Genomic DNA, 15680 nt, shown 5'->3' with positions numbered 1-15680 from the left:
CGGGAGAGCCTTGCGTCTTGAACCCGCCGTCATGGGAGCGCCACGAGATCAAGATGGGTCCAAACTGGTGCCATCAATTCGCTACACCCTGGAATTTGGTTGGCTTCAAACGATACCCTGCAAATCACCTTTGAAACAAATCCTTGCGCAACGTCGTAAGGGCTTCGGCGTCGATCTTGGCGTGAATAACAGTTGTTGCCCCGCTGGAAAATGCGCTGGTCAGGGCTGGCCCCAGATCCTCCGGCGACTCTATCCAGATTCCTTTGCCGCCACACAACTCAGCGAACCGGTCGAACCGGGGCGAGGCGATTTCGGCACCAAGCAGACGGCCTTCGAAAAACTCCTGTTGATAAGCTTTTTCCGCTCCCCATGCCTCGTTATCCAGGACCACGATCATTATCGGCAATCCATATGAGATTGCTGTCTGAATTTCGATCATCGTGTATCCGATCGCGCCGTCGCCCATGATTGCCACGACCGGTCGATCCGGGGCGGCGGCCTTGGCGCCAATAGCCGCCGGTAGACCAAAACCGACCAATCCGAAGTCCAGCGGTGTGATCAGTGACTTTGGTGCATAGTGTGCCAGCCGGTCAGCTGCTTGAAGACACGTGTTGCCGGTATCCAGCGTTACAATTGCATTCTCGGGAAGGACATTCCGAATTTCCGCCAAGGCGCGTCTGGGGTGCATTAGCCGCGTTGCGATTCTGCCTTCTTCGGCACGTTCGGCACGCAAGGTTTTCATGTCGTCTTGAAAAGATATACGCCATGGATCAGCGGCGGGCTTTGAACATTTTTCGATCAACGCGAAGGCCGTTTGGTAGGCGTCTGCCTGAACTGCGATCTCAGCCGGAAAATAGCGACCGACGGCGGACCCTTCGATATCGACATGGGCAATTCGGGTATCGGCCCCAACATAGTCATTGCTGTGAAAGGTCGAGTTGAACCCAAGCCGCGCGCCCAGAACGACCATAACGTCTGCCTCTTTGGTCAGGCGCGAGGCGACGCGATTGCCACGTGGCCCCGCCTGTCCGGCGAACCAGGGATGACCATGCCGCATGACATCCGCATGCCCGGTTGAAGCGACCACCGGAACCTCAAGCGTTTCGGCAAGCCTTGTCAGCGTGTCACACCCGGCACTCCACTTAAACCCGGCACCTGCGAAAATCACCGGGCGCTTTGCGCCGGACAGCAGTCTGGCTATCGCGGTCACATCCTCGGATGAAGGCGGGCCGGGGCGGGCTATTTTGACGGGCCCCGGCGCAATGGGCGGAACCTGGGCCGCGAAAAGATCGCGTGGGACATGCAAGACCACCGGCCCGCGTCGACCCGAACTTGCAAAGCGGATCGCATCTTCGAGCATTGGCGCCAGTCGGCTAGGATCGGTCACCATCACCGAACGCTTGCAGATCGGAGCAAACAACGCGACCTGGTCGATTTCCTGAAACGTATCCTTGGCCTGATCGGACCGGCTGATCGCCCCCGCTATGACGACAAGCGGTGAATAGGCCAGATGAGCTTCGGCCACCGCCGTTACAATATTGACCACGCCGGGACCAGCCTGCGCGCCAAGGACGACCCCGGGTTTGCCCGTCATGCGTGCCCAGGCATCAGCCATGTGCCCGGCCGCGCGTTCATCCCGGGCGCCGACATAGGCGATATCGCCGCCGCGATACATTGCGTCGTAAAGTTCCAGCATCGAGCCGCCGAGTAATCCGAATACCGTGTCGATCCGGTTGGCCTTCAAAACGCGATAGACGGCCTCGCCGCCATTGATCGTGGTCATCATTTACTCCTCGGATCGGGGGCGCAGGTTCTTTGGGTCGAAAAGGGCTTCGTCATGGACTGTAACAGGTATGTCCTGGTTCAGAATTTGCACCGAAAGCCCAGTTCGCGCCGTACCCCTGCGCACGAACAGCCAGCCCAGAGATTTTCCGATCGTGTAACCATATCCACCCGACGTTGTCAGGCCGACAACAACGCTGTTATGCAGAACGGGTTCTCCGCCATGAATGTCGATACGATCTGAGTGCAGTTTGCAATAAAGCAGTTCCCATTCCGGTACGTGGGCCAACAAGGCATTCCGCCCAATGAAATCGCGCCCCACTGCACGAACGAAACGGTCCAAACCGACATCCAGCGGACCGACATCGGTGGTCAGTTCGCCCGACGCGCGATAGGCCTTCTCCATTCGCATGCCGTTGAAGGCGTAACTGCCAAGATCAATCAGGCCGTGCCCGGCACCTGCCGCGTGGAGCGCATCATAGATCTCCGCGATCCGGTGGAGTGGCGCGTGAATCTCCCAACCCAACTCTCCAACAAAAGATACTCGCAAGGCATAGACTGGCACATCCGCCACGGTGATTTCCTGTCCTGACAACCAGGGGAAGGCGGCATTCGACAGATCCGCGTCGGTAAGTTCAAGCAGGATTTTGCGCGAGTTCGGACCGGACAGGGCCAGCATCCCCCAGTTCGAAGTTCGGTTGATCATCCGCACGTCCTCGCCTGGCCGAATGTGCGATCGGATCCAATCAAAGTCCGGTTTGGCGCGGGCTATTGCGGAGCCTGTGAAATACCGATCCCGGGCAATGCGCCAGATCGTCATCTCGGTTTCGAACCGTCCATTGGGCGTTAACAGGTGGTTCAGGCTTATGCCTCCGTCGCGGGAGGGGATTGTGTTTGCAGACAACCTGCCCAGCAGATTGCAGGCATCCGGGCCGGTAATTTCGAACTGAGCAAATGCGCATAGATCAATTACGCCAGCAGACGCACGGGTTGCTTGCGCCTCGGCCATCGCGTTGGTGTGCCATGGCTGGTGCCCCCAGCCTATCTGCTCGACTTCACCCGGCATACCAAAATACCGTGGGCGTTCCCACCCTGCGATCTCGCCGAAAACCGCGCCCTTGGCGGCCAACCGATCATACAGCGGATGTCGCTTGATCGGGCGAAGGGACGTGAACTGCTTGCCTGGACAGGGCGTGTCATGGCGGCGCATGAATTCATCTTTGGTGCGTTCGACGATAAAGGTGTCACTGGCAAAATCGCCGTAGCGGCGCGGGTCCATCGACCTTGTGTTGATCTGCGTTTCGCCGTGAACCATCCAGTCGGCCAGCACCCTGCCCGCACCGCCGCCCCACGCGAGGCCGATAGACGACCCACAGGACAGCCAGACATTCGGCGCACCCGAGGGCCCAACCAGCATCCCCCCGTCGGGTGTGTGTGTGATTGCACCCCGAACCACTCGCTTGATGCCCAGATCAGCAAGGACAGGCATTTTTTCAAAGGCGATCATCAGGAAGTCGCCAATCGAGTCGTAATCGGCCTCGAACAGTTCATTTTCGGCCTTCCAGGGCGCACCCTGCGGCATTGTCCAGACGGTCGGGCAAACATGGCCTTCGTATATTCCGATCAGGCCGGACTTCTGTTCCTGTCGGATGTACCCGCCAAAGGCGTTGTCGCGCATAACCGGCAGTTCCGGGCGGTTTTCGAATTCAGGAACGGCATCAGTGACCAGATAGTGATGCAGGCACGAGACCGAGGGGATTTTCAAACCAAACCACTCTCCAACCTGATTGGCATAGCTGCCTGCGGCGATCACCACGTGTTCGGCCAGTACTTCACCACTTTCCGTGCGCAGCAGCCACATGTCCCCTCGTCGGCTTGCGCCCAGAACCTGATTGCGGCGGTCAATTTTGGCCCCACGCGTGCGGGATGCCGCCGCCAACGCCTGGGTCACGCCGGACGGGTCGATATGTCCGTCTTCGAACGTCCGGACTGCCGCCTTGACGTTGTCGACCTTGTAAAACGGATTGCCTTTTGCAACCTCATCCGGCCCGACCAGTTCCATCGGCAGATCGAGCATCTTGCCCACACCCATGATGGATTTCATCCAGTCAACCTCATCATCGGTGGTGGCAATGCGAAAACCGCCGACTTCATGCCAACCGATGCTTTGGCCCGTCTCTTTTTCAACCTGCTTGTATGTGGCGATCGAGGTCTTGTTGATCCATCCCGCGATACGGCTGCTCACGGCGTGGGCGATCTGCCCCGCGGCGTGCCAGGTCGAGCCACTTGTCAATTCCGCTTTCTCGAACAGAATCGTATCTGTCCAGCCGTTTTCGGTCAGCTGAAACTGCGCAGCGACCCCCATGATACCGCCGCCAATGATGGCGACACGGGTGGTGCGCGTCACGTCCGTCACGAAAATGCTTCCTTCGCGGGTTTCAAAGTGGCCTGCGCCGAAAACCGCACACAGGCGATTTCAACTTCAACAGGCAGCGTGCCATCCGCAGTCCAGGATTTTTCTTCGAAAGACCGCTGGATATCGTGCACAACTGCCAAGGCCACAGATCGGTTGAACCGATAACTCCAGGCCGAAGACGTTATCTGCCCGATGGCGCGCCCGTTCAGATAGATCGGCTCATCGTGGATCGGTATCGCGGCCGGATCATCAAACAGCAGCGAAACAATCCGTTTTTTTGTTTCCAGCTCGAGCAGCGCATCTTTACCCACAAAACCAGAGCCAAATGCGCAAAAGGCCGCAAGCCCGGCTTCGGCGGGTGTGGTGCCGGGGGTCAGTTCGTGGCCAAAGGCCCGAAAGCCGCTTTCAATCCGCAAAGAACCACTAGCAAAGAGACCAGCATGGGTCGCCCCAGCCCTCACCAGCGCCTCATGCGCGGCCATCGCCATTTCTGCTGGGATATAGAGTTCGAACCCTTCTTCGCCGGTAAAGCTCAGGCGCCCGACCCAGCCACGGGCGAGGCCGATTTCAGCGGGCCTGAATTGAAATCTCTTGAGATCGGGCAGGGGAGTGTTTGTGGTCGCTTGAAGAACATCGCAGGCCCTTTGTCCGGCGAGACCCAGGATGGCATATCCGCTTGTTACATCAGTAAACTCAACACGAAATACGCCCCGCGTTTCACGCATCCTTTTCAGGTTACGCACAACTTCACTTGCACCCGTGATCATCAGGAAGGTTTGCGGGCCGTGCCGCTGAACCGTCACGTCGCTCTCGATTCCGCCACGTTTGTTCAGGATTTGCGAGTACACAATCCGACCCTCGGCAACATCTATCTGCGCCGCACACAGCCGGTTCAGAAAGGCGCAGGCATCGGGGCCTTGGATCATGATCTTGCCGAACGCACTCTGGTCCAGAATGGCGGCACCCTCGCGGCAGGCGGCCACTTCGCGGCCGACCTGCTCGCGCCATGCGGGCACTCCGAAGGTCAGCGGCAAGTGGGCGGCTTCACCGCCGAAATGCACTGCACGTTCCCATCCGCCGCGGGATTCAAATCGTGCCCCTGCGGCCACCAGCCCCTCGTGAACAGGCGAGCGACGCTGCCCCCGCGCAGTCTCCATCGAGCGCCCGGGGTAGGGATTGTCGTAGTGGCGTCCCAGAACTTCGGGAATTCGTGCCTCCAGCGCGCCCAGTACGTTCATCTCGGGGCTAAACCGCCGGATATCGGCTTCGTTCAGTTCCATCGTCGGCTCGCCGGCAATGATCCATTCGGCCATTGCCATGCCCGCGCCCCCGGCCAGCGCGATACCGGTGGAGTTCATCCCACCGATCAGAAACAGTCCAGGAACATCCGGGCTTTCGCCCAACATGAACTGGCCGTCGAGGGTGAAACTCTCAGGACCGTTCAGCAGCATCCGCACTTCGGCACGTTCTAGCGCGGGAATGCGTCGCAGCGCGTTTTCCATCATTGGCATGAAATGATCCCAGTCTTCGTCCAGCAGGTCGAAGCTGAAATCAGCAGGCAGGCGATCCAGTGGCAGGCCCTTGGCATGGGGTTCGAATGAACCCACCAGAAGCCCTTCGACATCGTCGCGGGCGTACAGGAACGCATCCTGATCGTTGAGCGTCGGCAGATGTGCGCCCGGCCCAAGCGCCTGCACTTCGGGCAGCGGCTTGGTCAGCATGTAGAAGTGCTCGCAGGCGTAAAGGGGCATATGCGCGCCGGCCATGGCCGCCACTTCGCGGGACCACAGTCCACATGCGATCACCACCTCCTCAGCTTCGATCAGGTGGTCACCGACTTCGACGGCTGCAATCCGACCGGCTTTTTTTTGCAGACCCGTTACCTTGGTGTCCTCGAATATTTGCACACCACGCGCCCGGGCCCCTTTCGACAACGCCAGCGCTACATCGGTTGGATTGACCCTGCCGTCGGCGGGTGACCAGACTGCCCCCAGGACGTCGTCCACTTTGATCAGAGGCCATAGGTCCTGCGCGCGGGCCGTATCGACCACTTCGGCCTCAAGCCCGAACGCACGGCCCAGTGAAACCTGACGTTTGATGTTGATCAGGCGATCATCATTTGTGGCCAGCGTCAGCGACCCGGTTTGAACCCAGCCCGTCGCTTGCCCGGTTTCACGTTCGAGCGCCCCATATAGGTCAATCGAATAGTTGATCAGCTTTGTCAGAGTGGCCGACGGGCGCAAGCGACGCACCAGACCCGCCGCATGCCATGTGGTGCCCGAGGTCAGTTTGGAACGTTCGAGCACGATTATGTCTTTGCGACCCTCACGGGCCAGATGGTAGGCGACCGAGCACCCGATCACGCCGCCGCCTATCACGATGGTGCGGGCATGGTGGGGCAGAGTCATGCAGTAGCCCCATGGATTGTTCTTGTTTCGAGCGCGCTGAAAGCGCCGTCAGTGCGATCGGTCATGGCTCTCTCCCGATCCGGCGGCGGCTCAGTCGAATGTCGAATTGCTGTCGCACATCGCGATCGACCGCATCCGGAACATGTGAGGGGAAGTGATTTGCAAGCAACTCACGCGCCTTGGCTTTCGCAACTTCACCGACTGGACGCGCGCCGTCTTCCTGCCAGTCAACCGGTGTGCGCCTGTCGCCAACATGAGGATAGAAATAGTCCGATTTCATTCGGTCGTAGGTATGAACCTCACCCAGGTAGTGACCCGGACCCCGACACACATCGGCGATCACCTGCGCTGCAATGTTGTCGGTCGTAACTTCGATCCCACGGATTGTTCGAAGCACATTGCCCAAAAGGTCGTTGTCGCTGACATAGCCTTCCAATGAAACGCCCAGAAGACTGGCATGACTGCCAGCGGCCTGCGTGACAATGTTCGATCCCGCATGTGCCGCCATGGCGACTGCCAGGCATTTCTCAGCCCCGTATTGGGAATCCAGTGTCTTGGCGTCGGTAATCCCGGCTATGGACGAAGTCGGCAAGTTGAAATGCCGCCCCATCTGCGCCGCACCGGCCATCAGGATCGCCTGTTCCCCTCCGCCACCAGACATCGACCCGGTGCGCAGGTCGGCGACCAAAGGTTTGGGTGCAAAAACCGCGCGAACCTGCGGATCGACCAGGCGGGCAAAAACCAATCCGGCGAGCGTTTCAGCCACGGCCTGTACAAGTGACCCGGCCAAAGTCGCCGGGCTTGTGGCCCCGGCCTGTCCCGCGCTGATCAATTGTACCGGAAAACCCGCAAGAATAGCGGCCTCGAGCACTTCACAAGCCTCTTCTGCGAAGCGCATGGGCGGCACAACATGACAGACCATGACAGTCAGGAACGGTCGCGCGCGAAAGGCGGCTTCGTCACCTGCGATCCTGTAACAAAGGCGGGCAATGGCCGGGACGTTTTCGGGTTCGGTAATCGAGACGGAAACATGCTTGGACGTGCCCATCAGGCAGGCATAGGCAGTGTTGAGGTCCATTGCCGCAGCAGGGTCAACGTCGCGCGCAACGACCGGACGGCTGAAATGATGGATGTTCTCCATCCTGTCGACCAGTCGGGCGGCATCATACAGGTCGGCCAGGGTTGAAGGGCGGTAGTGGCCCGTATCGATGTCGAAGACACCCGGCGCGGCGCCGCCGGTTGACATATGGACCCGCGTGCCTTCGATCCGCAGATCGTTTTCAGGAAATTGCCCGCAAAGGACGAAATTCCGCCTTGCCTGCTTGATCGACTTGCGCACAAGGGCGCGCGGAAACAACAATCGTCCGTCATCGCCCAGCGTCCCGCCCGCTGCCGTCACCTTGTCGACCATGGATGGGGTCGGCTGACTTAGTCCGAGGGTCTCAAGCAGCAGCAATGCGGCTTCCTCGGTCTGAGCGACTTCATTCGGGGACAGCGGTTTCAGGCACCCGCCAACCACACCCGGCCATACCGCAGGGCTGGCCTCGTCGCTGTTATCTTGTGTCAGACGGTCCTTGCGACCGCGCCGGCGCGTAGACATGGGCCTAATATCATGAGCTCAGCTTCATTCAAAGTCAGCCTACACAGCCATAGGGCTTGTTTACAAAAGCCGTTTTCTCAGCAATTGATGAGTAAAACTTACATTAGGGAAATTCGTGACCGCCTCTCTTCCCGCCCTTCGCGCCTTCGATGCAGCCGCCCGCCAGGGCAGTTTTCGAATTGCGGCCGAGAAACTGTCAGTCACACCCACGGCGATCAGCCATCACATTCGAGGGCTGGAAGAGCAGCTGGGCGTCAAGCTGTTTGAACGGGCCGGGCGCGAGGTCGCGTTGACCGAAGATGGCAGGCGTCTGGCGGCAGCAACGGCTCAGGCATTTGAAATTCTGGATGACGCGGTGCGTTCGGTTCGCCGCGGCTCCCGCAAGGTGGTCCGACTTGCTGCGGGGCCGATTTTCACCGCCCGCTGGCTGATGCCCCGGATCGGTGATTTTTGGGACGACCACCCCGAGATCGAGCTGGAGGTGGTTCCGAGTTACCAACCCGGCATGCTGGACCGGGCAAACATCGACATCGTGATCCGCTGGGAACGAATGGCCGAGATGCCCGAAAATTCGATCAAGCTGATCGAGCTTGCCCCCGTTGCCATAGCGTCGGAGGCATTTGTCCTGAAGCACGGCCCGGTGAATGAGCCCCAAGACCTGTTGCACTGTCCGCTGTTGCATCAAAGGAACCACTGGGGTTGGCTCGACTGGTTCTGGGCGATGAATGTCTCGGTTGATGGCCCTTTGCGTGGTCCGATCTTTGAAGATGCCAATGTTCTGCTGCGGGGTGCCTCAGAAGGGCAGGGCGCGATTGTCGGCTGGCTGCCCTTGATCGATCAGGATCTGGCCGAAGGCCGCGTCGTGCGTCTGTTTGATGAAAAAATAACACCTACTCATGGTTATTTCGTCGAGAGCACAGGACTTGGCCGATCGCGACGCGAGACCCGGGCCGCGATTGAATGGCTGCAGGTTCAAAGCCTGGGCTCGCAGGCTGATCTGCCCTGATCCCGCCAGTTGAGAAGCATCCTTCATGCCAGTGAAGCGTGAAGGGCGAATTTGGTTGAAATTGTTTCGACATCACCCTAATCACGGCCTCACCTCGGGGTGCGCGGAATGCCGCGCTGAGACGCCCATTGCGAACCCGTTGAACCTGAACCGGCTAGAACCGGCGGAGGGAAAGGTGACGGTTTCATCCATCCTTGCCCTCTCGCCGCAATGGAGGATGACATGAAACATCTGCTGATTGCTGCGGGAATTCTGAGCGCGACTTCGGCTATCGCCGCCGACAAACCTCAGTTGACCGTTTATACTTATGACAGCTTCGTCTCGGATTGGGGTCCGGGTCCGCAGGTCAAAGAAGCATTCGAAGCGGTCTGCGACTGCGAACTGAACCTTGTTGGTGTGGAAGACGGTGCCGCCCTACTGTCGCGCATCCGTCTGGAAGGTGAAAACTCGGATGCAGACGTCGTCTTGGGTCTGGACACCAACCTGATTGCGGCAGCAAAGGAAACCGGCCTGTTTGCGCCCAGTTCGGTCAGCGCCGACTACACTTTGCCCGTAGAATGGAACGATGACGTATTTGCGCCTTACGACTGGGGGTATTTCGCGTTTGTCCATAATGCCGACGCAGCAGCACCGGCCAATTTCCGTGAGCTGGCCGACGGTGATACCAAAATCATCATTCAGGATCCGCGTTCATCCACGCCAGGGCTAGGCCTGTTGCTGTGGGTCAAAGCCGCCTATGGCGACGAAGCGCCCGAAATCTGGGCAGGACTGGCCGATAATATCGTGACCGTCACCAAGGGCTGGTCCGAGGCGTATGGACTGTTTCTTGAGGGTGAGGCTGACATGGTTCTCAGTTACACCACATCACCTGCCTATCACCTGATCGCTGAAGAAGATGCAAGCAAGGCGGCGGCCGCATTTGACGAAGGTCACTATATGCAGGTCGAAGTAGCCGGAAAACTGGCCGGAACCGATCAGCCTGAACTGGCGGACCAGTTTTTGCAGTTCATGGTTTCGGATGCCTTCCAGCAGATCATCCCGACAACAAACTGGATGTATCCGGCGGTAACGCCTGCGGCGGGCCTGCCCGAAGGGTTTGATACACTGACCGTACCGGAAAAATCTTTGCTGCTGGATTCTGATCAGGCGGCAGCCGTGCGGGACGAGGCGTTGGCGGAATGGCTGGGCGCGCTCAGCCAGTAAATCCGACGCCGGGTATTGGCGCGGCGACACTGGTTGCCGTGCTTATTCTTGGCACGCTGGCCGCAGTTGCCCTGCGCGCCGATTCCGCAAGTGGGTTCGGACCGGCCGATTGGTCAGCCCTTCGGTTCACGCTGGTTCAGGCGGTGTTGTCCGCCATTTTCAGTGCAGGGCTTGCCGTTCCTGTCGCCCGCGCGCTGGCCCGGCGGCGTTTTCGCGGGCGGGCGGTTCTGATCGCGCTGCTGGGGGCGCCGTTCATTCTGCCGGTCATCGTCGCCATCATCGGCTTGCTGCAGGTTTTCGGCCGAGCGGGCTGGATTTCAGACGTTCTAGCGGTTTTTGGGCTACCGCCGATCCGCATCTACGGGCTGCATGGCGTGGTTCTGGCGCATGTCTTTTTCAATCTCCCCTTGGCCACGCGTCTGATCTTGCAGGGGTGGCAGGAGATCCCGTCCGAAAGGTTTCGATTGGCCGCCCAGTTGGGTTGCAACGGATGGGCCATGTTCCGGCTGATCGAAATGCCTATGCTGGCGCGTATCCTGCCCGGTGTTCTGGCCGTTGTTTTCGCCATTTGCCTGACCAGTTTTGCCGTTGCCCTGACTTTGGGTGGTGGACCACGCGCGACCACGATAGAACTCGCGATTTACCAGGCCTTTACCTATGATTTCAACTTGGGTCGCGCCGCGCTTCTGTCCGGGGTGCAACTGGTTCTGACCGCGACTGCGGCCCTGGCAGCGCTCAGGTTCTCCAGGGGTGACGGGTTTGGTGCCGGGCTGGATCGTTCCATTCGACGCTGGGATGAAGGGACGCGGGCGTTTGATGCCTTCTGGATCAGCGCAGCGGCGGTCTTTCTCCTGCTGCCGTTGACCTCGGTCGTGATCTCCGGACTTTCGGGAGTGTTCGAGATGCCGGTGCTGGTGTACCGGGCGGCCTTGATATCCGTTTTGGTCGCGGCAGCCAGCACCGTCGTTCTGCTGCTTCTGGCCTTGCCGATGGCGATGACGGTTGCAACCGGGCGATACGGGATCGTCGAACTCTGCGGTGTTCTTGGATTGGCAGCGTCACCTCTGGTCGTCGGCACCGGGCTGTTCATCCTGATCCGCCCACTTGCCAACCCTACTGTTCTGGCTCTGCCTGTAACGGCTCTGGTGAATGCCGTCATGGCGTTGCCCTTTGCCCTGAGGATACTTGTTCCATCGACGCGCGAGGTTGTTGCGCAATACGGTCGCCTGGCACTGTCACTGGATATGAGCAGATGGAGTTTTGTGACACGCATTTTGCTGCCGCGTTTGCGACCGCAAATCGGATTTGCCGCGGGTCTGGCGGCGGCACTGTCCATGGGGGATCTGGGGGTCATCGCGCTATTTGCCGATGCACAAATCGCCACGCTTCCGCTTCAGATTTACCGGCTGATGGGAGCCTATCAGATGGAGGCTGCGGCCGGTGGCGCCCTGTTGCTGCTGGCGCTTTCGATGGGGGCATTCTGGCTTTTGGATCGAGGAGGGCGCTGGCATGCTGAAGCTTGATGGCTGTGCGATTTCAAATGGCGATTTCGTATTGCGCGCGAGCCTGCAAATCGAAACCGGATCACGCGTTGCGGTCATCGGTCCTTCTGGCGCGGGAAAGTCGACCCTTTTAGAGGCGGTTGCTGGGTTTCGCGATCTGGCCGCGGGGCAAATTTACTGGCGCGGCAGCGATATTACCGGATTACCGCCGGGGCAGCGCCCGCTGGCGATGCTGTTTCAGGATGGGAACTTGTTTCCTCATCTGACCGCTGGCCAGAACATCGCCCTGGGTTTGCATCCGAACGGCCGGTTGTCAGCCGATGAGCAGGCACAGGTGCATTCCGCGCTGGATCGTGTTGGCTTGCCCGATATGGCGGACCGGCGACCGGCACAATTGTCGGGCGGTCAACAAAGCCGTGTTGCCCTTGCCCGCGTGCTGGTACAACAGCGGCCTTTGCTTTTGCTGGACGAGCCGTTTGCCGCTCTGGGACCGGCGCTCAAGGCGGAAATGCTGGATCTTGTCTCTGCCCTGACGACCGAGGCCGGAACGACAATGATGATGGTCAGCCATGATCCACAGGATGCAAGACGAATCGCAAGTCATTCGGTTCTGGTGGCGGATGGGCTGGCGCACCCGGTCACAGAGACATCCACACTTTTTGATAACCCGCCGCCTGCGTTGCGAGACTATCTTGGGTGACACGTCCGCCGTCAGTTGGCTCCGGCGACCAGATTCCACAGGAACAGATCTAAGGAGCGTGAAATCTTGTTGCGGTCAAAATTATCCGAAAAACTTCGCACAAGGATTGAATCGTGACCCTTGTGAATCTCGATCGTGAGCTGCTGAAGAAACGCCAAGGCGAGTTGGTCCGAACTGTTCATCTGATCTGACAAGTGGACGAAAATGCCATAGCGCTCTTCGGAATAGACCTGAGCGTCCGCACGGGCCTGACAATCCGGGTTTCTTTCAATGTAGGACTTCAATGCCAGCGTCACGATCTCAAGATCGCCAACCGAGTAATAGATTTGCCCGTCGCACAGCGCTTGCGCCAGTTTTTCATGGTTTGGGTAACTGCGGACAACATAGGCAGCGTCAGGATCTGTATCGGCCGCATCGGCGCTGACATATTTAGCAAGCGAACCCACATCCCACGTCAACCCAGCTACGGCATCCGGGCAATCGGTCAGGCGTTTTTTCTCATCGTCGCTGAGAACAACCTTGTCTACATCCGGATGCATTCTGACGATTTCCGAGAATGTCTCGCCGAAACCGTATTGTTCTGCAATCAGCCTAATAGAACGCGGTGCCGTGGTGCCTTCCACGATCCCTGCGACCGGGCCGATACAGGGCCAGTGACCAGCCCACTGGTCACGCGTCGTCTCCGCCCTTCCGACACCAGACAGATAGACCGGCGGGGAAACAAGCACGCCGGGATAGGACAAACGCTCTTGGGTAATGGTGGCCGGATCGCAGAGAATGTTGATTTTGCCGCTTTGCAGGTCGGTGAACCGGTCCCGCGCCTCGATAGCCTTCCATTCGACGGTGAAATCGCGGGACTTCTGCAGTTCTTCAAGGACCGTGGCGCAGATATTGACCATGTAGCCGGTGAACACCTCACCCGACGCAAGAGGCGGCGTATCGCTGGTCAAACGTCCTTCGCGATCACGCACCGCGAGATACGAAAAAGGCGGGGCGTCCGTTCGCACGCCAACGATCAGGTCCGCTTCGGCCGTGACAGAAGAGGCAGTGCCTTGCCAGGCCAAAACCGCCAAGGCGAACGCCAAAACAGCAGGGCGTGTCATGAGCGACCATCCGATCTCTGGGGCTCGCGGATGCGGGTGCCGACAACTGACAGGATTTTCTTCATCGAACCGGTTTCAGCCAGTTCGGCGGCGATTGCGTAAAAGACCAGGAAAATGGAATAGGGAAGCGTTACCATGATTGCGATGTCCAGCAGGCCAAGGCCCGTCGCCGGGGGGACTATATTGAACAGGCTTGCGGCCAGATTTGCCACCATCAGAAGGAATGCCGATACCACCAGGGCGATACCAACCGTCACGAACCAGCGCATCCGGTCATGCTGATCCGCAACGAACAACAGGGCGCAGGCCGTCACGTAAGACAGCAAAAAGATACGCGGCAACTGTTCGATTTCATCCTTCAGGAAATTCAGGCCTGTTGTGATCATAGCGCTGCCGTCACCGTCCAGCGCGTGTCGAACGACACCATCCGCGCCGATGCAGGTTATCGCACCATAGAGAACCGTGGCCAGGAAGGCGGGCCAGAAAGCAAGCTTGGCATAGTCCCAGAACGGAATCTGTATATCGTCACTGCGGGGCCAGCTGCCCTGATCCATCCTGAGATGCCGCAGCAGTATGGTAAGAAACGCCAGCAGGATAAGTGACGGGATCAGGGGGATCAGCATGGCGGCGCAGATTTCGCGCAATTCGGTCGCATCGCTTACGTTGCTGCTGAACATGGCCACCTGTTCAACCAGGACATAGCTGAAAACCGCCCCGAAAATACTTGCAAGCGTGATGTCGTGCAGGGATTGCGCGGTGTCTTCACCAGTCACTTTTTCGATGATCTGTGCCGTTGGCGTGTTCATCAGCGCTTCGGGCACTTTGCGCGACCTGATCGAATAAAGCGCAAACAGACACTGCATCGAGTCCGCCAGTTTTGCGGTTTCATCCTGCAGGCTCTGCAAGGTGTCTTTTTCCAGCTTGAAGTTAGCAATGCGGCCCAGAATGCTGGCGTACCGTGATCGCAGGTCGTCGATCCGCGCCAGAGGGGTATCTTCGTTGAACAATTGCCGGAAGGCCGAGCTTTGCGGCCCGATGATTGGCGGTTGCAGCAAATCGATACAGCGCAACGAGCTTTCGATGCTTTGCACCATTCCATCCATGATCGGGTCAACTTTGCTTGCCGCGATCTTCTCACGAAAAGCTTTCCACAGCGGCAGGGTCTCGCCATCCCCATAGCTGCCGTAATTCAGATCTTCGAGAGATTGCAGCACCCGAAAAATGTTTCTGGGTACACCGGCAAAGAAATAGGCGATGGCGCGGATTTTGCGCTCGATAACCTGAAAGGTGGGCGAAGCGGCCCCAAAGGTGATGGCGATGGCCAGCCAAAACGGCAGAGTACGCGGATCAACGGCAGGCCCCGTACCAGCCTCGGGGTTAACGATGGATCGGGCCACAACGTTGGACCCGCCTGTCGCAGCCGTCGCTTCCTTGCTGCCCATCACAAAGGTCGCGATCAGTTCCGGCGACATCAGCATCACGAAGTAGATGCCGACAAAGAACACCATATATATCGCCAGACCTCGGCGGTTTTCGGCCTTGGTGGTCAGTGCCGACATTCGGACGTTTTCAAGCTCTTTACGAGATGCCTGGTTGTTGGATTTCAGATTGTCCACGGCGTCAGAGGTTGTGTATTCCTTGTACGCCTCGAACAGCAGTATCAGCCCACCCAGACCGATGGCCCAAACAGCATAGTTGCCCATGTTTTCGGTTCCCCGACTCTGTTGCGTCAATCAAAGAGTTTCGCGTAACCGCACTACCAGCCGCATTTTTCATATTTGGGATTGCAGGAAGTATTGGCGTAGGCCGCAGACTCTTTGATCACCGCGTTCGCGGCAACCAATATCAAAATGATAACAACAAGATACCGCATCAGTTACTCCACAAAAAACTAAAAAACGGCTGCGCCGATCAAATGTTTATACTAAATATCTAAAAACATAACATAAAACTTGCAATT

General features: G+C 58.5%; 10 protein-coding genes and 1 riboswitch. Of the genes, 4 read left to right on the top strand and 6 right to left on the bottom strand.

The window, feature by feature from the left end; genetic code table 11:
- Nucleotides 1-124: 124 nt before the first annotated feature.
- The 4 genes from ACR0J2_RS16515 to ACR0J2_RS16500 form a co-directional block, all read right to left on the bottom strand.
- The gene (locus ACR0J2_RS16515; protein ID WP_480813270.1) at nucleotides 125-1783 is read right to left on the bottom strand and encodes a thiamine pyrophosphate-binding protein; all 1659 of its coding nucleotides are present in this window, start codon (nucleotides 1781-1783) and stop codon (nucleotides 125-127) included.
- Nucleotides 1784-1786: 3 nt separating this feature from the next.
- Entirely contained in the window at nucleotides 1787-4198 is a 2412-nt protein-coding gene (locus tag ACR0J2_RS16510) for an FAD-dependent oxidoreductase (protein ID WP_480813269.1), read from the bottom strand.
- Nucleotides 4195-6606: a GcvT family protein gene (locus ACR0J2_RS16505; protein WP_480813268.1), complete on the bottom strand. Its 2412-nt coding sequence runs from the start codon at nucleotides 6604-6606 to the stop codon at nucleotides 4195-4197. Before ACR0J2_RS16505 ends, ACR0J2_RS16510 begins: the two co-directional genes overlap by 4 nt.
- A gap of 61 nt (nucleotides 6607-6667) precedes the next feature.
- The gene (locus ACR0J2_RS16500) at nucleotides 6668-8206 is read right to left on the bottom strand and encodes a trimethylamine methyltransferase family protein (RefSeq protein WP_480813267.1); all 1539 of its coding nucleotides are present in this window, start codon (nucleotides 8204-8206) and stop codon (nucleotides 6668-6670) included.
- 115 nt (nucleotides 8207-8321) lie between these two features.
- Here ACR0J2_RS16500 and ACR0J2_RS16495 point away from each other — a divergent pair, with 115 nt between their 5' ends.
- From ACR0J2_RS16495 to ACR0J2_RS16480, 4 genes are all read left to right on the top strand, one after another.
- On the top strand, nucleotides 8322-9212 hold the full coding sequence (locus ACR0J2_RS16495; protein WP_480813266.1) for a LysR family transcriptional regulator: 891 nt from the start codon (nucleotides 8322-8324) through the stop codon (nucleotides 9210-9212).
- Between the two features lie 85 nt (nucleotides 9213-9297).
- A riboswitch (TPP riboswitch) is annotated at nucleotides 9298-9402 on the top strand.
- Nucleotides 9403-9434: 32 nt separating this feature from the next.
- Complete coding sequence (thiB, locus tag ACR0J2_RS16490; protein ID WP_480813265.1) at nucleotides 9435-10415, top strand: thiamine ABC transporter substrate binding subunit; 981 nt, start codon at nucleotides 9435-9437, stop codon at nucleotides 10413-10415.
- Nucleotides 10391-11938 carry a thiamine/thiamine pyrophosphate ABC transporter permease ThiP gene (locus ACR0J2_RS16485; RefSeq protein WP_480813264.1) on the top strand — a complete coding sequence of 516 codons (1548 nt, stop codon included), beginning with the start codon at nucleotides 10391-10393 and terminating at the stop codon, nucleotides 11936-11938. The genes thiB and ACR0J2_RS16485 overlap by 25 nt, the downstream gene beginning before the upstream one ends.
- Nucleotides 11925-12617, top strand: coding sequence for a thiamine ABC transporter ATP-binding protein (locus ACR0J2_RS16480; RefSeq protein ID WP_480813263.1), 693 nt, complete (start codon nucleotides 11925-11927; stop codon nucleotides 12615-12617). Before ACR0J2_RS16485 ends, ACR0J2_RS16480 begins: the two co-directional genes overlap by 14 nt.
- 11 nt (nucleotides 12618-12628) lie before the next feature.
- Here the strand turns inward: ACR0J2_RS16480 and ACR0J2_RS16475 are convergent, their stop codons facing one another.
- The gene (locus ACR0J2_RS16475; RefSeq protein WP_480813262.1) at nucleotides 12629-13720 is read right to left on the bottom strand and encodes a transporter substrate-binding domain-containing protein; all 1092 of its coding nucleotides are present in this window, start codon (nucleotides 13718-13720) and stop codon (nucleotides 12629-12631) included.
- Nucleotides 13717-15423 carry a hypothetical protein gene (locus ACR0J2_RS16470; protein WP_170617123.1) on the bottom strand — a complete coding sequence of 569 codons (1707 nt, stop codon included), beginning with the start codon at nucleotides 15421-15423 and terminating at the stop codon, nucleotides 13717-13719. Before ACR0J2_RS16470 ends, ACR0J2_RS16475 begins: the two co-directional genes overlap by 4 nt.
- Nucleotides 15424-15680 lie beyond the last annotated feature (257 nt).

The sequence above is a fragment of the Ruegeria sp. CG4 genome (genome assembly GCF_056537185.1).
Note: the sequence above shows the minus strand (reverse complement) of the source record. Positions and strands in the feature narration are given on the sequence as shown.